Consider the following 20472-nt stretch of genomic DNA (forward strand, 5'->3'; position numbering starts at 1 on the left):
GGCCGCACCGGCCCGGCCGATCAGAGCCGAACCGGAGGAGTTCCGTGGGGGTCAGCCTCAAGGACGTCGCGCAGCGGGCAGGCGTGTCGGTCAAGACCGTCTCGAACGTGGTGAACAACTATCCCCACGTCACGCCCCAGATGCGCGCCAAGGTGCAGCAGGCCATCGACGAGCTCGGCTACCGTCCGAACCTCACCGCCCGCCACCTGCGCAAGGGCCGTACCGGCATCATCGCCCTCGCGGTGCCGGAGCTCGGCAACCCCTACTTCGCCGAGCTGGCGGGCGCCGTGATCGACGCGGCCGCCCAGCACGACTACACCGTGCTGGTCGACCACACCGCCGGGCTGCGCGAGCGGGAGCTGCTGGTCAGCCAGGAGTTCCGGTCCCATGTCATCGACGGGCTGATCCTCAGCCCCATCCATCTGGAGAACGAGGATCTGCTCGCCCGGCAGGAGACCTCACCGCTGGTGCTGCTGGGCGAGCGCGAGTACGACGCCCCGTACGACCAGATCGCCATCGACAACGTGGCGGCCGCCCGCAGCGCCGTGCGGCATCTGCTGGACCTGGGCCGGCGGCGGATCGCCTTCCTGGGCTCGCGCACCGGCCGCGAGCGCCAGCCCGCGCATCTGCGGCTGCGGGGCTGGCGGGAGGAACTGCTCGCCGCCGGCCTGGAGCCGGACGAGTCGCTGGTCGTCGCGACCGACGGCTACGGCCGCGGCGACGGCGCCTCGGCCATGGCCACGCTCCTGGACCGGGGGGCCCGGCCCGACGCGGTGTTCGCCTACAACGACCTCATCGCCCTGGGGGCCCTGCGCACCCTCATGGAACGCGGCCTCGGGGTCCCCGGGGACGTGGCCGTGGTCGGCTTCGACGACATCGAGGAGAGCCGCTACAACGCGACCAGCCTCACCACCGTCTCCCCCGACAAGCAGGCCATCGCCCGCCACGCGGTCGACCGGCTCGTGGCGCGGCTGGCCGGCGGTCCCGTGTCGGAGCCCCGGCGCATCCGCCCCGGCTACCGGCTCGTCGTCCGGGAGTCCACCGGCGGCGCCCACAGCGTGACCGCCGCGCCGCGGGACGACGCCGCGCCCACCGGCGGCGGCTGACCCGCACCGCACCGCCGCCCCACACCGCGCGCGCAGGACGCACGACCGCCGCGGCCCCCACCACCGCCTGAAGCCGTCCCGAGGACTCACCATGCCCCGACCCAGCCTGCGCCACCGGCCGTTCGGCACCGCCCCCGACGGGGAGGCCGTCGAGCTGTGGCGTCTGGAATCCCCCTCCGGCTCCTACGCCGAGATCCTCACCTACGGAGGTGTCCTGCACGCCCTCGGTGTCCCCGGCGCCGACGGCCGCGCGCGCAACGTGGTCCTCTCGCTGCCCTCGCTCGACCAGTACGCGGAGAAGAGCCCGTACCTCGGGGCGGTGGTCGGCCGTTTCGCCAACCGCATCGCGCACGGCCGTTTCGTGCTCGACGGCACCACGCACCGCGTCCCCGTCAACGACCGCGGCCACGCCCTGCACGGGGGACCGGGCGGCTTCGACACCAAGGTCTGGCGGGCGGACCCCGTCGTGGACGGCGACACGGCCGCGCTGCGGCTGACCCTGCGCAGTCCGGACGGCGACATGGGCTTCCCCGGCACGCTCGACGTCACGGCCACCTACTCCCTCGACGCCGCCGGCACGCTCGCGCTGGAGTTCACCGCGGTCACCGACCGCCCGACCGTCGTCAGTCTGAGCAACCACGCCTACTTCAACCTCGCGGACGACGGGGAGGACGTCCTCGGCCACACCCTCCAGGTGGACGGCACCCGCTTCCTCCCCGTCGACGCCGACGGCATCCCGCTCGGCCCGCTGCGGGACGTCACGGGCACCCCGTTCGACCTGACGAACCCTCAACTGCTATGCAAGCGGCTGGAGTCGGACGACGACCAGCTTCGCGAGGCCGGCGGTTACGACCACTGCTGGGTCCTGGCCGAGGGCGAGGCCGGGCCGCTGCGCCGCGCCGCACGTCTGGCGGCGCCGGGCCGGGCCCGGGTGATGGAGGTGTGGACCACGGCCCCGGGCCTCCAGGTGTACACCGCCAACCTGCTCGACGGCTCGCTCCGCGACGCCGACGGCCGCCCGCTGCGCCGCCACGGCGCGGTCTGCCTGGAGACCCAGCATCTGCCCGACGCCCCCAACCGGCCCGCGTTCCCCAGCGCCGTGCTGCTCCCCGGCACGACGGGCCGTCGCCGCACGGAGTTCCGCTTCCCGCGCGGGCCGGAGCACTGGGGGCCGGGGCCGGCGCAGGGCGCTCCTGTCCCGCCAGCCGGCCCACGACGGTCACGGAGGTGAGCCGGCCGCCCGTGGCTCTGACCGTCACGGGCACGCACGGCGCGGCGTCGCGCCCCTGCGGGGTGACCGTGACTGGGCGGTTGCCGGCGTTCTTCGTGCCCTTCGGGCCCGGGCCGACGGGAGTGCCGCCCGAGGAGCAGGCGGCGAGCGGCGCCGGCAGGGCCGCCGCGACGGCGGCGCGTACCGGGGCGTGGGCGAACGCGGATGTGCGGTGCAACGGAACCTCCATGACGAACGACAACATGCCGAAGCGGAGGATGTTCGTGACCGCAGGCCCGGAAACCACCAGGTCATCCGTTGTGGAGCAGTGTGACGGCCATGGGTGAGGAACGGTCATGCTCCCATCACATTCGCCACGCGGAGCGGTCATGGGCCGCTGTGAGCATCCTCTGCGTCCCCGCTGTGGATCCGGGGAGAAGGAGAGGCTCACACCGTGTCAGCGCTGCTCGTACCGCCCGGCCGTGTCCCCCGGGCGGAAAACGCGGACGTCGTCCTCGGACCTGTCACCACCGAGGTCTACCGCGCCTTCCTCGCGTCCTCGGCCGGTGCCTCGCTCGGCGCCGGTTTCCTCCAGTGCCCGTCCTGGGCCGAGGTAAAGGAGGGCTGGCGGGCGCAGCTCCTCGGCTGGGGTCCGGATCCGGCGTCGGGTCGGCTGACGGGTGTGGCCCTGGTGCTGCTGCGGCAGTTCCCGGGCACCCGCAAGTACTTCGCCTACCTTCCCGAGGGCCCGGTCGCCGACTGGAGCGATCCCCGTATCGACGGCTGGCTGACGCCGTTGCTGGACCATCTGCGCCGTGCGGGCGCCTTCGCCGTCCGCATGGGCCCCTCCCCCGCCTACCGGCGCTGGGACGCCGCACTGCTCAAGTCCCGTACGGGTGCGGGGCGTCGGCTGGCGGACGTCCTCGCGAGCGAGGTCGACCCGCTCGGCACCGCGGTCGCCGAGCGGCTGCGGGCCAGGGACTGGCGGCGCTGCGGCGGTGACGGCACCGGGGACGACGGCGACGCGCAGCCCCGCCATGTCTTCCAGGTGCCGCTCGCCGGACGCTCCACCGAGGACCTGTGGTCCGGACTCAGCCAGGAGTGGCGCCGCAACATCCGCCGCGCGCAGAAGGAGGGCGTGGAGGTGGTGGTGGGCAGCGCCGCCGAACTCCCGGAGTTCTACCGTCTGCTGGGCGTCACCGAGCGGCGCGACGGCTTCCGGCTCGGCCGCTCGCTCGCCTACTACGAGCGTCAGTACGCGGCGCTCAACGCCGAGGAGCCCGGCCGGATGAAGCTCTACCTCGCCCGGCACCACGGCGAGATCCTGGCCGCGCACACGATGATCGGGGTCGGCCGCCGGGTGTGGTACCAGACCGGCGCCTCGGCCGACCACCGCCGTGAGGTGCGGCCCTCCAACGCCCTTCAGTGGCGCATGCTGCTGGACGCCCACGCCCTCGGCGCCGATGTGTACGACATGCGCGGGGTACCCTCCACTCTCGACCCTGACGAACGTGCGTACGGATTGCTGCGGTGGAAGCTCGGCACCGGCGGACAGGTCGTCGAGACGCTGGGGGAATGGGAGAGACCGTTGGGCGGCACCGCCAACCAGGCGCTCTACCGCGCCTTCCAGGCGTACTTGAACCGCCGGTGAAGCCGGTGAAGCCGACCACGGACACCGGCCCGGACGGTTCCCCCGCCGGAACCGCCCCCGCGGACACGGTCGTTCGCCCCCGGGCACGGCACGCCGCCGCGAAGAAGGCGGCCTCCGCGGCACGCGGCAGCGCCGTGATGGCGGCCGGGTCGGTCGTCTCCCGCGCCACCGGATTCGCCCGGTCGGCCGTGGTCGCGGCGGCGCTGGGCACGATCGGACCGACCGCCGACGGCTACGCGGTGGGCAACTCCCTGCCCACCATCGTCTACATGCTGCTTCTGGGCGGCGCGCTGAACGCGGTCTTCGTGCCCGAGCTGGTCAAGGCGGCCAAGGAGCACGCCGACGGGGGTGTCGCCTACACCGACCGGCTCGTCACGGTGTGCGTCGTCGTCCTGCTGGCGATCACCGCGACCGCGGTGTGGGCGGCCCCGCTGATCGTCGACGGGTACACCGACTACACCGGCGAGCAGGCGGCCATGACCACCGCGTTCGCCCGCTACTGCCTGCCGCAGATCTTCTTCCTCGGGCTGTTCACCCTGCTCGGCCAGGTCCTCAACGCGCGCGGACGGTTCGGCGCGATGATGTGGGCGCCCGTCCTCAACAACCTGGTGGTCATCACGGTGTTCGGCCTGTATCTGGCCCTGGCGGCGAGCGGCGGGGACACGCTCGGCGCCGGTGAGACGGCCGTGCTCGGCTGGGGCACCACCGCAGGGATCGCCGTACAGGCACTGGCCCTGCTCCCCGCGCTGCGCGCGGCCCGGTTCCGCTGGCGGCCCCGGTTCGACTGGCGCGGCAGCGGGCTGACCCGCCCGCTGCGGTCGGCCTTCTGGCTGGTGCTGCTGGTCCTCGCCAACCAGGCCGCCTACTGGGTCACCACCCGGCTGGCCACGACCGCGGGCCTGGACGGCGGGCCGGGATACAGCGCCTACAACAACGCGTACGCGCTGTGGGCCGTACCGCACGGCATCATCACCGTCTCGCTGGTGACCGCGCTGATGCCCAGGATGAGCGCGGCCGCCGTCGACGGAGACACCGCGACGCTGCGGCGGGACGTCTCCCAGGCCCTGCGCACCTCGGCGTCCGCGGTCGTGCCCGCCGCCTGCATGCTGTTCGCCCTCGCGCACCCGGTGACGGCCCTGGTCTTCGGCTACGGCAGGACCGGTGACGGCGACACGGCGGCCATGGCCGGCATCCTGATGGCCTTCGCGCCCGGACTCGTCGCCATGTCGGGCCAGTACGTGCTCTCCCGCACCTTCTACGCGCTCTCCGACACCCGTACGCCGTTCCTGCTCAACCTCGTGATCGTCACGCTCAACGCGGGCCTGTCCGTGACGGCCGCCCAACTGCTGCCCGCCCGCTGGGCCGTGACCGGGATGGCGGCGGCGTACTCGCTGGCCCTGTGCGCGGGCTGGGCGGTGACGGCGTGGGTGCTCGGCCGCCGTCTCGCGGTCGCCCGGCCGCTGCGGTCCTCCGCCGCCGGCGCGCACGCCCGGCTGCTCGTCGCCGCCGTACCCGCCACCGCGCTGGGGCACCGGGCGGCGTCGGAGGCGACGGGGGCGGGTTCCGCGGCCGCCGCAACCGCCGGAGGGGTCGTCGTCGTGCTCACCTTCGCCCTGCTCGCCCGTCCGCTGCGCCTGACCGAACTCGACGCACTGATCTCCGGTGTCCGCCGCAGAGCCGCCCGGACCTGACCACCACCTAGGGAGAACCATCCATGCCCCGCGTGCTCCTCGTCGAGGACGACCCTTCGGTACGCGAAGGGGTCGAGCTCGGTCTGCGCCGCCGTGGCCACGAGGTACGGACGGCCGCGACCGGCGAGGCGGGACTCGCCGCGCTGGTCGAGTTCCGCCCCGACCTGCTGCTGCTGGACCTGATGCTGCCCGGCATGAACGGCGTCCAGGTCTGCCGGCGGGTCCGTGAGCAGAGCCAGCTGCCGATCATCATGCTCACCGCGCGCGGAGACGACTTCGACGTGGTGATCGGCCTGGAGGCCGGTGCCGACGACTACATCGTCAAACCCGCCCGCACCGAGGTGATCGAGGCCCGTATCCGCGCCGTGCTGCGCCGCATCGAGGACACCGACCCGGGCCGGCCGGCCGTCGAGTTCCACGGCGAACTCGCCATCGACCGCGTCGGGCTGACCGTGACCAAGTCGGGCAGGCGGCTCACGCTCGCGCCGTCCGAGCTCAAGCTCCTGCTGCACCTCTCCTCGGCCCCTGAACAGGTGTTCAGCAGGCAGCAGTTGCTGGAGCACGTGTGGGACCACAGCTACCACGCGGACGCGCGCCTGGTCGACGCGTGCGTGGCACGGCTGCGCGGCAAGATAGAGGACGAGGCGGGCAGCCCCCGTTACGTCCAGACTCTGCGGGGCTTCGGCTACCGCTTCGGACCGCTGTGATCCTCGGCCCCGCCCGGAAACGGCCCCGCCGCCGCGCGCGCGGTCCGGCCGACGGCTCCCGTGGACCGGTGCGGATGCGGGCCCGGGCGTTCGGGCTGCGCACCCGGCTGGTGCTCGCCTTCCTGGTGGTCGCCGCCGTCAGCGCGGGCACCACGGCCGCCCTGACCTACCGCGAGGCCCGTAACGCGCTGCTGGAGACGGCCCAGGACACCGCGGTCTCCTCGTTCCGCGAGCAGGTCCAGCAGACGGGCTGGCGCCTGCCGGTGGGCGAGGAGGGCATGGAGCTGGTCCTCCGCGACATCGCCCGCAGGGGAAAGCCGCACCCCTGGGTGGTGTTCGCCGAGTACGGCTCGATGCGCGTCTCCTCCGGCGAGAACCCCGTCTCGACCGTCATCACGCCCGGACTGCGACGTGCCGCGCGGGCCAACCCCAACGGTTCCTTCGAGCGGGTCGTCAAGGACGGTGTGCCCTACCTGACGATCGCCATGCCCACCGTCTTCAGGACCGGCCCCGACACCCTGCTGCCCAGCGGACTCGTCGTCTACGCCGTCATGCGGATGACCGACGAGCAGATCAACATCGACGCGATGCTCACGGCCGCCCGTGACGGCGCCCTGCCCGGCCTCGTCATCGCGCTGGTCCCCGGGCTGTTCGCGGCGCGCAGTGTGCTGCGTCCGGTCCGGGAACTGCGCCGCGCCGCCCAGAGCATGGGCAGCGGACAGCTCGACACCCGCATCCCCGTCCGGGGCGGCGACGAACTGGCCGAACTGGCCCGCACCTTCAACGAGACCGCCGGCAAACTGGAGCTGTCGGTGGCGGAGTTGCGGGAGGCGGAGGCCCGGGCCCGCCGCTTCGCGTCCGACGTCTCGCACGAACTGCGCACCCCGCTCGCTGGCATGCTCGCCGTCACCGAGGTCCTCGACGAGGACGCCGACCGGCTGGACGCCGACACCGCCCGGGCGGTCCGGCTGGTCAGCGCCGAGACCGGCAAGCTCGCCGTGCTCGTCGAGGACCTGATGGAGATCTCCCGCTTCGACGCCCGGGCGGCCGAACTCAACGCCGACGAGGTCGATGTCGCGGAGACCATCGCCAAGAGCCTGGCCAACCGCCACTGGACCGACGGCCGGGTCCGCGCCGAGCTGCCCGACGGCATCCGCGCCCGGCTCGACCCGCGCCGCTTCGACCTCGTGATCGCCAACCTCGTCGGCAACGCCCTGCGGCACGGCGGCGCGCCGGTCACCGTGCGTCTGCGCGTGGAGGCCCGCTCCCCCGGCGCGCCCGTGCTGGTCACCGAGGTCGTCGACAGCGGCCCCGGTATCCGGCCCGACGTGCTGCCGCACATCTTCGACCGCTTCTACAAGGCCGACGCGGCGCGTACCCGGTCGGCGGGCAGCGGCCTGGGCCTGGCGATCACCCTGGAGAACGTGCGGCTGCACGGCGGCACGATCCGCGCCGGGAACCTGCCGGAGGGTGGGGCCGTCTTCACCGTCGAGATACCGCTGTACGCGGAGGAGGCGGGGGAATGAGGCGTGCGCGCACGCGCCGGCGCGGGGGCGTGGTCGCCGTCGTGGCGGCTGTGCTGCCGCTCGGCGGCTGCGGCATCCCGGAGACCGATGTCATCGAGGCGGGCGCTCCGGCGAGCGTCCAGGCCTTCGTCGACCGGGACTACGACGTGCTGCTGTTCTTCCGCTCTCCCGACGGCGGCCTCAATCCGGTGGTCCGGTCCACCTTCTCCTCGGGCGGGATCGGCCCGGACGGCGGCACCTGGGCGGGCTCCGTGGGCCAGGACCCCGACGGGACGCCGGTCGCGGCCGAGAAGGTGGTCACCCTGCTGCTGCTCGGTCCCGACGAGAGGGACCGGGCCGCGGGTCTCGACACCGCGCTGCCCACCGCCCAGGTCAAGGATCGCGTCCAGGTGGAGGTCGCGCGGACCGGGGCGATCAGGGCCGAGCTGCCGATCGCGCTGGAGGGGCTGGACAGCACGGCCCTACGCCAGCTGATCTGCACGATCGCCTACAGCGAGCGCGGCAGCGGACTGGCCACGGTGCGGCTCAGCGGTACGGACGGGGTGTCGAGGTCGGGCACGTGCGGCCTCGACCCGACCGGGGGCTGAGGGCGGCGAGCGGCCCCGTCCCGGCACCCGGCCCGGTCCCGTGGAGCGGCGGCCACCGAGTCGCCCGGGAAAGCCCCGGCGTGCGGTGCGGAGGGCCATGTGGCGGAGCCACCCGTCTCTCCGCACCGTACGGCTTGGGGGTACCTCCCACGCCCTTGAGGCGGTGGGGGAGGGCGTGCCGGGCGTCGCGAGGCCGCGGAGATCCATCAGAAGGGCCCGGCCGCCGCTCGTGGTGCCGGAGCGCCCCACGCCGTGTTCGGGCGGCGGGGCGCCGCGGCGGGCCGTGGGCTCAGTCCTCGGACGGCAGATGGTCGCGCATGCCGAGGTGGGCGCAGAGCGCGGCGACGGCGCCCACGGCACCGCACAGCAGCCAGACGGTGTTGCCGAGCGTGGCCCAGGCGAGGACGCCGAGGGTGGGTCCCAGTGCCATGCCGAGGCCGAACGTGGCCTGGTGGGCGGCGATGTAGCGGGCCTTGAACGGGTCCGGGTAGGTGGAAGGGTGGGCGAACATGGTCGGCCCGCTGACCATCACGCCGGCGACGAACACGGCCGTGCTGAGGATGAGCAGGACGGCGGGTTCCAGGATGTACCCGGTCACCCCGAGCGCCATCAGCGCGGTGCCGACGCCACCGGCCACGTGGGGCTGCCAGCGCTTGACGTAGCTGGTGATCTTCAGTTCGCAGAGGATGAGGATCACGGAGGAGGCGGTGAGCACCGCGCTGTACATTCCGGCGGACCCGCCGTCGGCGGTGATCTTCAGGGGCAGGGCGACCGTGTACTGGACGTAGATCAGCGAGCCGAGCAGGACCGAGGCCAGGAAGAGAAGGTACTTGGTGTCGCGCAGCAGCACGGCGTACACGGAACGCCGGTGCGCGGCGGGTTCCGCGTCGCCCGCGGCAGCCGCCGGGGGTCTGTCGGAGAGCAGGTTCGGCAGCAGGGTGTAGGAGACGACCGCGCAGGCGAGCGCGGTGAGGGCGTCGAGCCAGAACAGCAGGTTCCAGTCGATCAGGATCAGGCCGGCCGCGATGAGGGGGCTGACGGCCGCACCGGCGTTCATCGCGATCCGCATCATGGAGAAGGCCATCACGCGGTGCTCGGCGGGCATCAGTTCGCTGAGCATCAGCGCCGCGGCGGGGCGGTAGGACTGGGTGACCAGGCCCGCCGCGGTGACCGCGACCAGCAGATAGGCGAAGTGCGAGGGTCTGCTCAGCCAGGGCACGAGGGCCAGGACCGACGCCGAGGACGCCATCGCCGTGACGATGGTGGCGCGGGCCCCGACGCGGTGGATCAGCTCACCGCCGACCAGCGTGCCGAGTACGGCGCCCGCGCTGTACGCGGTCAGGGCGAGGCCCGCGTGGCCCAGGGTCATCCCGCGTGCCGTCAGATACAGCACCAGGAAGGTCTGGACGAAGGCGCCCATCTGGTTGACGAGCACTCCGCCCAGCAGATACCGCACGGAGACCGGTGTCGCGCGGACCACGGCGAAGACGCCCGGCGCGCGTTCTGTTTTCTGTACCGCCTGCGTGACACTCACTGTCCTCGTCCTCGATTCGGTGTTCTGCCGGACCCGCCGCGCGGTCCGGAGGGCTGGTGATGAGACAGCGCGGGGCGCCTGCAAGGCGCCCCGCACAGCTGTGTCGTCACATTTCAGCCAAACACCGGATTGATCGACACCGATGGGCTCCACTGACAATCAATCAGCTGAGGCCGGTGCACGCCCGGTTGGGATGGCGGTGGCCGGGCACGGCGGTTCAGCGCAGTACGGCCGCCAGCAGGTCGGTGCCCAGGGCCGTCAGATCGGGCACGTTGAGGGTGTGACGGATGTAGCGCCCGTGGCGTCGGGCGGTGAGCAGGCCCGCGCGGCGCAGCACGGCGAGGTGGCGGGAGACCTCCGGCGGCGAGAGCTCCCAGGCGTGGGCGAGTTCGCCGGTGGTGTGCGGGCCGCGGGCCAGGGTGCGCAGCAGCCGCAGCCGTACCGGATGGGCGAGGGCCTCGAGCCGCAGGGTGACCGTCTCCAGCGGCACCGGCTCCGACGGGCTCGGCTCGGCCACGGGGTACTGCACCACCGGCTGCCAGCCGGGCGCGTGCACCACCGCCAGGTGCGGGCGGCCGAAGACGCTGGGGACGAAGGTGACGCCGGTGCCCTGGGCGGAGGTCGCCTTGTCCTGGAGCTTGTCCACGACGATGCAGTCGCCGTCCGGCGTCAGGGTGACCGCGCCCGACACCGACGCGAGCGCCGCGGCGACGCCCTGGTGTCTGAGCAGGTCGTTCTTCAGGCGCAGATCGGTGGCGAGGCGCACGGCCACGCCCGCCCAGGCGGCGTCGAAGAACGCCTCGGCACACTGTTCGAGGGTCCGGCGCACCCGTGCCCGCACGGCGGCGGGGTCCGTGAGCAGGCGCTCCGCGAAGGCCTCCTGACGCGGGCCGCGGGCCTGGGCCAGGTCCAGGGCCCGCTCGCGCGCTTCGGCGTCGGTGAGCGGTGACGGAACGGCGAGGTGCGCCCGGCTGCCGCCGCAGGTGATGACGAGCGCCGCGGTCACGTACCGCTCGTCGTCGATCCGGTCCACGTCGTCGAGTTCCTCGGCGAGGGTCGGCCGCGGCCGGGCGGGGATCAGGAAGTCGGCCTGCGAGGAACGCCAGAGGAACTCGGCCTCCCGCAGCCGCTCGGCGAGCTCCGGCGACAGCGCGGCCCACACGTCCGCTGCCCAGTCGGCGAGCTGCGGATGGTGCCCTGGTTCGGCGAGCACATGCAGCATCGCGGTGAGCTCCGCCAGCGGGGACGCGGCGAACAGCAGCCGCTCGGACGGCAGTCCGCCGATGTCGATCCTCAACGTCATCCCCCGATCATCACGGTCGCGGCGGCCGGCGGCGGTGTCGATTGACGGTCTCCGTCAACCGACGTGCCCGGCACGGCCGCCCCGCGCACCGTGTGACGCCATGGCAACCCTGACCAAGACCGGCCCCCGCGCACTCGTCCGCGCCTCCGGAGGCCCCCGCTACGCCGTCGCCCTGGCCGTCGACGCCCTGGGCACCGGACTGCTGCGGCCCTTCCTCCTGCTCTACGGCGTGACGGTGCTGAAGCTGTCCGCGCCGGTCACGGGCCTCGCCATGACGGCCGGTGTGGTCGCGGGCCTGGTGTGCATGCCCGCGGTGGGCCACTGGCTGGACCGGGGCGCGCGCAGCACGGTCGTGGCGGCGTCGATGCTGGTGCGGGTGCTGGGTGTGGCGCTGCTGCTGGCGACCCCCGCCGGGCATGCCGGGCTATTCGCGACGGCGGCGCTGTTCCTCGGGATCGGCAACCAGGCCTGGCCTGCCGCCCACGCGGCGCTCGTGGCCACCGTCGCCCGGGGCCGGGAACGCGACACCGCCCTCGCGGCGGGCCGCGCCCTGCGCAACGCCGCCCTGGGCGTGGGCGCTCTGCTCGCCATGGTGTGCCTGGCGGGCGGCACGACGGCGCTGCGGGCGCTGGCGGCCGTCACCGGTGTCGCCTACCTCGCCGCCGCGGCGCTGGCCGGGTCGGTCCGTCTGCGGGCGCACCCGGCCGCGGACGGACCGGCCGAGGGCGAGGGGCCCGCGCCGCGGATGCGCGCGCTGCTGGCCGCCAACGTGGTCTACGTCTTCTGCCTCAACGTCCCCGAGATCGCGCTGCCCCTGATCCTGGTCACGCAGCTGGACGCGTCCCCGGTGTGGTCGGCGGCCGTCTTCGTCACCAACACCGTGCTGGTGGTCACCCTCCAGGTCCCGGTGACCGTCGCGCTGTCCCGCTTCCCCCGGCGGACGGTGCTGGCCTTCGCCGGTGCCGTACTCGCCGTGTCCTATCTGGGGTTCCTCGGGGCCGCCTCGCTGGGACCCGGCTGGGGTGCCCCGGCCGTCGCCGCCGTGTCCGTGGTCTGCACCCTCGGCGAGATCGTCTACGCCGGGAGCGCCACCGCCCTCGTCACCGTCCTGGCCCCGGCCCGGGTCCTCGGACGCACCCTCGCCCGCTTCGAACTCTCCACGGGCCTCGGTCTCGCGGTGTCCCCCGCGGTCATCACGGCACTCGCCCCGCACGGCCCGGCCGCCCTGTGGGGCAGCCTGGCCGCCGCGACACTGGTCTCGGCCTCGGCGGTGGCCGCCGAGAAGGGCCCGGAGACCCGCTGACGCGCTCCACGCGCGGGACCGCGCCCCGACGGCGTCCGCCGGGGCGCGGTCCCCGCTCGTGACGGGGGACGCGATCCGTCTCTACGAGGTCCGTCTCTGACGGGAGTCGCGGTCGAACAGTGACTTCAGGGGCACCACCTGACACCTGATGGCGCCATCGGACGCCATCGCGACGTCATGCCACGCCACACCGTCACCGAGCCCCCGCGACACCGTCAGGACAGGCCGCCCTGCTCACAGATCAGCCGGGCGACCTCGCGGAGCTTCACGTTCCGTTCCTGGGAGTAGCGCCGCAGCACGTCGAAGGCCTGCTCCTCGGTGAGGTCGTGACTGCCCATGAGGATGCCCATGGCCTCACCGATGTTGTGGCGGGTCGCGAGGGCGTGCTCCATCTGGGCGTGTGTGCGGGCGGCGGAGAAGGAGACCGCGGCGTGGGAGGCGAGCAGCCAGCCCACCAGCTCGCTGGCCTCGGTGAACGCACCGGGCTTGCGGGAGTAGACGTTCAGCGCGCCCAGTTCCTCGTCCTCGGTGTACAGCAGGAAGCCCATCATGCTGCCGATGCCGAGCTCCCGGGCCCGGGGGGTGAAGGAGGGCCAGAACGGCTGCCCCTGGGTGAAGTCCTTGATGCGGAACACCCGCTCGCCCTGCCGGGTGCGGGCGGCGTCGAAACAGGGACCCTCGCCGAGCCGTTCCTGAAGCCGGTCGCTGTCGACGACCATCTGCTCCGAGGGCGCCAGCGACTCCACCCTCGTGCCGTGCAGGACCAGGATGCCGGCGGCGTCGCAGCCCTCCACGAGTTCGGTGGCGGAGCCGGTGATCCGTTCCAGCGTGGCGTCGACCGAGGTCTGCGCCAGCAGGTCCCGGGCCATCGACGCCATCTGCTGCGCGAAGCGAGCCCAGTCCATCGCGTTCCACCCCTCGTCCCGAGTCCGGACCGGCGAAGCCGTAAGCCCAGCATTCCACGTGAGCCCCCGCACAGTGGAGTCGAACGCTCCGGCCCGGGAGGCGGGCGGGGCCGGCGTACGGCCCGTCCGCCTGGGCGGCTCGGTCGGCGCGTCGGGTGTCTGCCGTTCGGCCTCCGGGGCCGGGCCGGTCTCAGGCGCCGGACCGGGACCGGTCTCCGGCGGCCGGGCCTCGTCGGGGTCGCGGTGTCCGTGAGGAAGACGCAGTCTGGCCATGGTCGCCAAGGAACCCGCAGGGCATCCGTCACGCTGCCGGGATGTCCCGGGGGCGCGGGGACGACGACCGGAGAGGGGAGCGGCATGAGCGACCACCAGGACGGCCCCGACCGCGCCGCCGGCGGCCCGACGGCGTCGACGACGGGACCGTCGAGGCCCTCGGCTCGCCGTCGAAGGCGCTGGAGACCACCGAACGCGCGCGTGGCCGTCTCTACGACTTCCACCAGCTCACCGGCGGCGCGGACGCCGAGCCGGACGGCGCGGTGCGCCTGTTGCGGGAGGCGGGGCATCCGGAGTGGGCGGACAGGGTCGAGGAGGAGATCCTGGGGCGCAACGTCATCCCCGGGCACTGGACCTTCCAGATCGTCGAGGCCTACGACGAGACGTACTACGGGCCGTTCCGGCGGCTGGAGCGGGGCGCGGTGGGGGAGCTCACGGGCGGGCGCGAACATCTGTACGAGGCGGAGATGAAGGAGTCACGCCGCACCCGTGGCCACCCCGATCACACGGCACGCCCCTGAGCGTGGCGCACCGCGCCCCGAGGTCCGCGGGGGCCACGGGGAGGCCGGGTGCCAGGGCGATCGCGCCGTGCCGTCCGGGGCGTCGGACGGCCTGCCGTACGTGTGCCCGAAATCCGACCGGGAACGCGAGGAGGGGGCGCCGGAAGGTGCGGTTCGCGGCCGTCGTCGGCGGGACGGAGGCGCAGGTGAGCGGGGGGACACGACCATCCTCCGACGGCCGGGTGAATTCTGTGGTCGACAACGGGGCGTGGGGCTTGTGGAGGGGTGCCCTGTGGCCTTCTACTGTCCTTCACGTCCTCGTTCCTCGTGCAACGGGACGTCGAGCACATCCCTTTTTCCTTTTCCCTCTCACCGGGGCGCCGGTGAGTTGCAGCGTTCCCCTCCCCCAGAAAGACCGAAGGCCCCGTGCCCGTATCCGTCGTACTCAGCGGCCGCCTGGCGCGGCTGGAGCCCCTCGCTCCGCATCACGTGGAAGGCCTCGTCCAGGCTGCGGCCGAGGACCGGACCTCGTATGCGTTCACGCCCGTGCCGCACGGCCTGGACGCGACTCTCGGTTACGTGGATCAGGCGCTGGCCGATCAGGCGGCGGGCCGGGCGGTGCCCTATGCCGTGCTCCGGGCGGACGACGGACGCGTCGTCGGCTCGACCCGCTTCCTCCGGCTGCACTACTGGCAGGGCCCCCTGGTGTGGCCCGCCGTGCCGGACGCCCCTCCCGGCAACCCGCTCTCCGCCGTCCCCGACGCCGCCGAGATCGGCAACACCTGGCTCTCCTCCCAGGCCCAGGGCACCGGCATCAACACCGAGGCCAAGCTCCTCATGCTGCGGCACGCCTTCGAGACCTGGCACGTCCGCCGGATCTCCCTGCGCGCCGACGCCCGCAACCTCCGCTCCCGCGCCGCGATCGAACGGCTCGGCGCGACCTGCGAGGGCGTGCGCCGCGCCCACTCCCGGGGCCTCGACGGCGTCGTGCGCAACACCGCCTTCTACTCGATCCTCGACGAGGAGTGGCCGGCGGTCCGGGGCATCATCGAACTCCGTCTGGCCGCGGCGGGAGCGGCGGCGAGCTGTCCGCGAACCCCGGCCGGGCCCACCTCCCGGCAGAGCGGTCTGGGAGAGCGGCTCGTCCCGGCCTAGGACCCGCCCCGCCGGACCGGGCCCGGGGCCCCGGAAGACGCGCCGGTACGGACCGCGGTCGGCGCCGCGGTCCGTACCGGAGGTGGCCGGGGTGCGGGAGCCGGCCGGGTCCGGCTGCTGTGGGGTCAGCCGGGGTCAGGACCCTTCTGCGAGGGGTCAGCGCGCGGTTCGGGCGAGGGCCTTGGCGAGACCGTTGGCCCAGAGCTGGTTGACCCGGGCGCGCTCGGTGGCGTTCGGGTAGCGGTTGGTACAGGACGTGCCGGGGCCGCCGCCCGACATCAGTTCGCTGCACGGGCCGCTGTAGTGGTCGGGCAGACCCAGGACGTGGCCGGTCTCGTGCGCGGTGACGCGGATGGAGTCGTACTGCCGGTTCTGGGCGTAGTCGAGGAAGATGTAGCCGCGGCCGTGGCCGTTGGTGGAGGCGTACGAGCCGCGCGAGTCGTTGCCCTCGTAGAAGGCGAAGTCGCCGCTGCCCGAGGTCGCCTGGAGCTTCACGTTCGACACCGAGCTGTTCCAGATGGAGGCGGCGCTCGATATCTGGTTGCGGAAGCTCGGGGCGTTGGTGGCGTTGTAGTAGACGGTCACCGCGAGCAGGGAGGGCTGGGCGGCCTGCCGCTTGGCGACCGAGTTCACCACGGCCTCGAAGAACGCCTTATTGGCGGCGTTCTCGGCGGTGCCGGCATAGCCGGCGGCGGTGTGGGCCGGGGCCTCCACGGGGGTCCGGGCGCTCGCCGGGCTCGCGGTGCCGAGGGCGGCGGACGCCAGGCCGAGCGCGAGGACCAGAAGTCTCGTGGAGTGCTTCGAGCTGATGTGCATGCGGGGGGCTCCTACTCGTCCTGTGGGGTTGAACGATCGGTTGCCAGAGATTCTCAGGCAGTCAACCCGGCCGCGGATGATGGCACTTGGGGATAGAGCGGAGCTATCGGTGGCCGACTCGTCCACTTTCGTTGGAACTTGAACATCTGGTGCCGCACCCCGCCTCGCCCTACGCTCCCTGCATGGAGCTCGAGGTGAGGCACCTGCGCGTTCTCTGCGCCATCGCCGACACCGGCAGTCTGCACAAAGCGGCCCGTGAACTCGGTATGACCCAGCCCTCGTTGAGCACCCAGCTGCGGCGGATCGAGAGCACGCTCGGCGCCCAGCTCTTCGTCCGTGCCCGCACCGGCTGCCGGCCCACTCCGCTGGGTCTGGTCGTCCTGAGCCGGGCCAGGCCGCTGGTCGCGGAGTTCGCGGCGATCGTGACCGAGGCCAGGGCCGCGGCCGCGCGGTCCGCCGGTGGGTTCCGGCTGCGCATCGGCGCCACGGCCAGCCGGGCGGTCCCGGGCTGGCTGAGCCGGCTGCGCTCGCGCTCGCCCCGGCTCGAACCGGCCCTGCAGATGAACGTGTCCGCCAACTCCCTGCTGGCCATGGTCGCCTCGAGCCGGCTGGACATGGCGTTCGTCCACGAGGTGGAGGGCAGCCCGCTGCGCATCCCGCCGGGTCTCGCCATGCGAGTGCTCGTCGAGCGTGAACCGCAGTTCGTGACGCTCTCGGCGGACCACCCGGCCGCGTCGCGACGGCAGGTGCGGCTCGCCGAGCTGGCCGGGGACCGGTGGATGGTCGACTCCACGGTCGACGGCGAGTGGGACGGCCTGTCCCGGGTGCTGCGGGCCGCCGGGCTGGAGCCCGAGCTGCTGCACGGCGACTACCTCAGCGCGTACTCCCTGGCCGCCATCGGCGAGGTGGTCACCGTCAGCCAGCCCACCGCGCATCCCCGCCCCGAGCTGGCGATCCGTCCTCTGGAGGGCGACCCGATCGGTGTACGGCTGCTGCTGGCCGCCCGCTCGGAGGCCGAACTGGACGAGGTGTACCCGGCCTTGGAGGAGGCGTACTGGGACGTGGCCCGGCAGGCGCCCGCCTATCTGGAGTGGCTGGAGCGGACGGGCTCACCGCTCGCCCGGACCGCCCCCGGCACGCCGGGCACCTGGGTGGGCCTCGGCCCGGGTCCCACCCCGCACGGCCACGGGCCGCTCCCGGACCGCTCACCGGTGACCTGCGGCCCTCCGCCGGCCAGACCCGACCGGCCAGGTTCCCGCGGACGCCGGTGAGGCCACGGGCACGGCACCGCGTCCGTGTGTCACGGCACGGCCCGCCGCCGCGTCCGTGTGCCCCGGCCCCCGGCCACGACGGGCCCAGGGCAGGCCCCCGCTCCCTCGGATCGTTCCGTCGCGCGGGGCGCGGGCTTTCCCCGCACCCTGGGATGCATGGGCCGCCGTATCGCGGTCACCCGGCCGACAGGGACCGCGGACGGCGGGCGCACTGGACACGGAGGCCAGAGGATGATCCAGAATGCCGACATCCGGGAGTGGCGCAACCACGACGTCGTCGACCAGCGGGGCAAGAAGATCGGCACGCTCGAATCGGTCTACGTGGACACCGCCACGGACGAGCCGTCGTTCGCCACCGTCACCGTCGGGCTGCTGACCCGGCACCGGCTGGTCTTCGTCCCCCTCACCGACGCGACCGTGGGACCCGGCTATGTGAAGGTCGCCTACGACAGGGCCCTCGTGAGGGAGGCCCCCTCCATCGGCACCGACGGGGTCCTGCCGGCCGAGGAGGAACCCCCGGTGTTCGCCCACTACAAGCTCGACTACGCCACCGGATCGCACGGCGAACGCCGACTGGCCCGCCGCTGACGTACGGGGCTACGCACCGGCCGCCGCGCGCCGCAGGGCGTCGAGCGACCGTACGACGTCGTCGTCGCCGGTGGACCAGTTGCTGACGGAGATGCGCAGCACCCGGCGGCCCCGCCAGGTGGAACCGCTGATCCAGGCCGTGCCGTCGTCGAGGAGCCGCCGGATGACCCGGTCGGTGCGCGCGTCGTCCTCGAAGGCGGCGCAGAGCTGGGTGAACACCACGTCGTTCAGCACGGTCGCCCCGTCGATGGCGTCGATGCCGCGGGCGAACGCCTCCGCGTGCCGGCACAGTCCGTCGACCAGGTCGGCGACCCCCGAACGGCCGAGGGAGCGCAGGGCCGCCCAGACGGGGAAGGCGCGGCCGCGGCGGGAGAGTTCGGGGACGGTGTCGATGGGGTCGCCGCGGGTGTCGTGGATCAGATAGGCGCCCTGGTGCCCCATCGCCTCGCGCAGCGCCGCGGGGTCGCGGACCATCGCCAGTCCGCAGTCGTAGGGGACGTTGAGGGTCTTGTGGGCGTCGGTCGCCCAGGAGTCGGCGTCCGCGCAGCCGACGGTCAGCGAGGCGTGGCGCGGTCCGGCGGCGGCCCAGAGCCCGAAGGCGCCGTCGACGTGCACCCAGGCGTCCGCCTCGCGCGCGTGGTGGACGGCGGGCTCGAAGGGATCGAAGGCGCCGGTGTGGATGTCGCCGGCCTGGAGGACCACGATGGTGGGCCCCGGCGGGCCCGAGGCCAGCGCCTCGCGCAGGGCGTCGGGGCGGATGCGCCCCTGGGCGTCGGCGGGGACTGTTTCCGGGGTGCCGAGGCCGAGGTAGCGCAGGGCAAGGTCGACGGAGATGTGCCGGTCCTCGCCGACGACCACCCGCACCGGCGGCCCGCCGGCCAGCCCGTCACGGACGACGCTCCAGCCGACCCGGCGCAGCACGGTGTCCCGCGCCGCGGCGAGGCAGGTGAAGTTGGCCATGGTGGCACCGGTCGTGAAGCCGACCCCGCTGTCCGGGGGCAGCCCCAGCAGATCGAGCAGCCAGGCGGCGGCGATGTCCTCCACCGCCGAGTAGGTGGGGGTCACGGCGCGCATCACGCAGTTCTGGTCCCAGGCGCTGACCAGCCAGTCGGCGGCGAGCGCGGCGGGGTGGGTGCCGCCGACCACGAAGCCGTAGAAGCGGCCGCCGGGGAAGCCGGCGAGACCCGGTTCACCGGCCGTGGCCAGCAGGTCGATCACCTCGGCGGCGGGCGTGGGCCCGGCGGGCAGATCCGTGCCGAGCGCGCGCACGATGTCCTCGACCTGTGCACGCGGGGGGACCGGCCGGTCGGACAGGCCCGCCAGCCAGCGTTCTGCGTGGCGGTGGGCCCGGGAGAGCGCCGCGTCGCGCGCGTCCATACCTCGCACTATCGGACGGCGCCCGTCGGGGTGCAAGCGGGGCGGTGACGCCCCGACGGGGGCTGGCCGCGAGGACGGCGGCGTTTCGGCAGTACCGCATCCGGCACCCGTCGCGCGTGGCGGCCGCCCGGACCGCCGCTCACGGCCGCGGTCCGCCCCGCCCGCCCGGTGCCGACGCACGGCCCGGGCCGATTACCGGATTGGGGCGCGTCGAGCACGGGCAGAGAGCCCCGCAGAACGTGGCATGAGCACGCCCACCTTCCTTCCCCACAGGAGGTCGACCTTGCAAGCACGCACGTTCGTCCCCATCCTCGCCGCGACCCTGGCGGCAGGCCTGAGCACCGCGGGCCAGGCCCACGCCGCGCCCGCCGAGGCCGACGCCCGCCCCCTCGCAGCCCGGGTCGTCACCTACGACGCGAGCGCGTCGGCGGAGTTCCGGGCAGCCGTCGACCGCGGCGCGGCCATCTGGAACGAGAGCGTCGACAACGTCGAGCTGCGTCCCGTCGCGGCCGGACAGCGGGCCAACATCCGCGTCCTGGCCGACAACGGCTGGCCCAGGGCGCTGACCACCTCGCTCGGCAACGGCACCGTCTACATCGGCCGGCAGGCGGTCGGCCAGGGTTACAACACGGTCCGGATCTCGTCCCACGAGCTCGGGCACATCCTGGGGCTCCCCGACCGCAAGCCCGGCCCGTGCTCCAGCCTGATGTCGGGCTCGAGCGCGGGAGTGCCGTGCACGAACCCGTACCCCGACGCGGCCGAGAGGGCGCAGGTCGAGGGCAACTTCGGTCTGGCGTCCGCGCGGCCGGCGGGTGTGCGGCACGGCGTGGTGATGGTGGACTGACCCACCGGGGCGGGGGGGGGGGGGGGGGCGCCCCCCCCCCCCCCCCCCCCCCCCCCCCCCCCCCCCCCCCCCCCCCCCCCCCCCCCCCCCCCCCCCCCCCCCCCCCCCCCCCCCCCCCCCCCCCC

At 73.8% G+C, this 20472-nt stretch carries 18 protein-coding genes and 1 pseudogene; 14 read left to right on the forward strand and 5 right to left on the reverse strand.

All coding sequences use genetic code 11. From position 1 onward, the window contains the following. The first annotated feature begins 44 nt into the window (after positions 1–44). The 8 genes from ACFYR0_RS27260 (at position 45) to ACFYR0_RS27295 (ending at position 8478) form a co-directional block, all read left to right on the forward strand. A complete protein-coding gene (locus tag ACFYR0_RS27260; RefSeq protein WP_389333391.1) occupies positions 45–1106 on the forward strand; it encodes a LacI family DNA-binding transcriptional regulator in 1062 nt (353 codons plus the stop codon). A gap of 91 nt (positions 1107–1197) precedes the next feature. Next, positions 1198–2337, forward strand: coding sequence for an aldose epimerase family protein (locus ACFYR0_RS27265; protein ID WP_389333394.1), 1140 nt, complete (start codon positions 1198–1200; stop codon positions 2335–2337). Positions 2338–2348: 11 nt separating this feature from the next. Next, positions 2349–2663, forward strand: a complete 315-nt coding sequence (locus tag ACFYR0_RS27270; RefSeq protein ID WP_389333397.1) for a hypothetical protein — start codon at positions 2349–2351, stop codon at positions 2661–2663. A gap of 107 nt (positions 2664–2770) precedes the next feature. Next, entirely contained in the window at positions 2771–3967 is a 1197-nt protein-coding gene (locus ACFYR0_RS27275; protein ID WP_389333400.1) for a lipid II:glycine glycyltransferase FemX, read from the forward strand. Between the two features lie 137 nt (positions 3968–4104). Next, positions 4105–5658, forward strand: a complete 1554-nt coding sequence (gene murJ, locus ACFYR0_RS27280) for a murein biosynthesis integral membrane protein MurJ (RefSeq protein WP_389333443.1) — start codon at positions 4105–4107, stop codon at positions 5656–5658. A 23-nt stretch (positions 5659–5681) separates the two neighbouring features. After that, on the forward strand, positions 5682–6365 hold the full coding sequence (locus ACFYR0_RS27285; RefSeq protein ID WP_389333402.1) for a response regulator: 684 nt from the start codon (positions 5682–5684) through the stop codon (positions 6363–6365). Positions 6366–6439: 74 nt separating this feature from the next. Next, positions 6440–7891: an ATP-binding protein gene (locus tag ACFYR0_RS27290; protein ID WP_389333446.1), complete on the forward strand. Its 1452-nt coding sequence runs from the start codon at positions 6440–6442 to the stop codon at positions 7889–7891. After that, on the forward strand, positions 7888–8478 hold the full coding sequence (locus tag ACFYR0_RS27295) for a hypothetical protein (RefSeq protein WP_389333405.1): 591 nt from the start codon (positions 7888–7890) through the stop codon (positions 8476–8478). Before ACFYR0_RS27290 ends, ACFYR0_RS27295 begins: the two co-directional genes overlap by 4 nt. A 289-nt stretch (positions 8479–8767) precedes the next feature. Here the strand turns inward: ACFYR0_RS27295 and ACFYR0_RS27300 are convergent, their stop codons facing one another. Together ACFYR0_RS27300 and ACFYR0_RS27305 are read right to left on the reverse strand one after the other, a co-directional pair. Then, the gene (locus ACFYR0_RS27300; RefSeq protein WP_389333408.1) at positions 8768–10012 is read right to left on the reverse strand and encodes an MFS transporter; all 1245 of its coding nucleotides are present in this window, start codon (positions 10010–10012) and stop codon (positions 8768–8770) included. Positions 10013–10229: 217 nt separating this feature from the next. Further along, entirely contained in the window at positions 10230–11315 is a 1086-nt protein-coding gene (locus ACFYR0_RS27305) for a DUF5937 family protein (RefSeq protein WP_389333411.1), read from the reverse strand. A 100-nt stretch (positions 11316–11415) separates the two neighbouring features. Between ACFYR0_RS27305 and ACFYR0_RS27310 the strand changes: the two genes are divergently transcribed. Continuing rightward, positions 11416–12618 (forward strand): MFS transporter, encoded by a 1203-nt coding sequence (locus ACFYR0_RS27310; protein ID WP_389333414.1) that lies wholly within the window; start codon positions 11416–11418, stop codon positions 12616–12618. Positions 12619–12833: 215 nt separating this feature from the next. Here the strand turns inward: ACFYR0_RS27310 and ACFYR0_RS27315 are convergent, their stop codons facing one another. Next, positions 12834–13523, reverse strand: coding sequence for a GAF and ANTAR domain-containing protein (locus ACFYR0_RS27315; RefSeq protein ID WP_389333417.1), 690 nt, complete (start codon positions 13521–13523; stop codon positions 12834–12836). Positions 13524–13880: 357 nt separating this feature from the next. Between ACFYR0_RS27315 and ACFYR0_RS27320 the strand changes: the two are divergent. Beyond that, a pseudogene (locus ACFYR0_RS27320) lies at positions 13881–14317 on the forward strand (hypothetical protein). A 405-nt stretch (positions 14318–14722) separates the two neighbouring features. Then, a complete protein-coding gene (locus ACFYR0_RS27325) occupies positions 14723–15451 on the forward strand; it encodes a GNAT family N-acetyltransferase (protein WP_389333420.1) in 729 nt (242 codons plus the stop codon). A 156-nt stretch (positions 15452–15607) separates the two neighbouring features. Here ACFYR0_RS27325 and snpA read toward each other — a convergent pair whose 3' ends face one another. Then, entirely contained in the window at positions 15608–16267 is a 660-nt protein-coding gene (gene snpA / locus ACFYR0_RS27330; protein WP_389333423.1) for a snapalysin, read from the reverse strand. A 182-nt stretch (positions 16268–16449) separates the two neighbouring features. Between snpA and ACFYR0_RS27335 the strand changes: the two genes are divergently transcribed. After that, the gene (locus ACFYR0_RS27335) at positions 16450–17538 is read left to right on the forward strand and encodes a LysR family transcriptional regulator (protein ID WP_389333426.1); all 1089 of its coding nucleotides are present in this window, start codon (positions 16450–16452) and stop codon (positions 17536–17538) included. A 231-nt stretch (positions 17539–17769) separates the two neighbouring features. Then, entirely contained in the window at positions 17770–18126 is a 357-nt protein-coding gene (locus ACFYR0_RS27340) for a PRC-barrel domain-containing protein (RefSeq protein WP_389333429.1), read from the forward strand. 9 nt (positions 18127–18135) lie between these two features. Here ACFYR0_RS27340 and ACFYR0_RS27345 read toward each other — a convergent pair whose 3' ends face one another. Beyond that, the gene (locus ACFYR0_RS27345) at positions 18136–19503 is read right to left on the reverse strand and encodes a pyridoxal phosphate-dependent decarboxylase family protein (protein ID WP_389333432.1); all 1368 of its coding nucleotides are present in this window, start codon (positions 19501–19503) and stop codon (positions 18136–18138) included. A gap of 283 nt (positions 19504–19786) precedes the next feature. Here ACFYR0_RS27345 and ACFYR0_RS27350 point away from each other — a divergent pair, with 283 nt between their 5' ends. Then, positions 19787–20347 (forward strand): snapalysin family zinc-dependent metalloprotease, encoded by a 561-nt coding sequence (locus tag ACFYR0_RS27350; RefSeq protein WP_389333435.1) that lies wholly within the window; start codon positions 19787–19789, stop codon positions 20345–20347. The last annotated feature ends 125 nt before the right edge of the window (positions 20348–20472 follow it).

Source organism: Streptomyces sp. NPDC005017, assembly GCF_042873115.1.
In the GTDB taxonomy this organism is placed as follows: domain Bacteria; phylum Actinomycetota; class Actinomycetes; order Streptomycetales; family Streptomycetaceae; genus Streptomyces.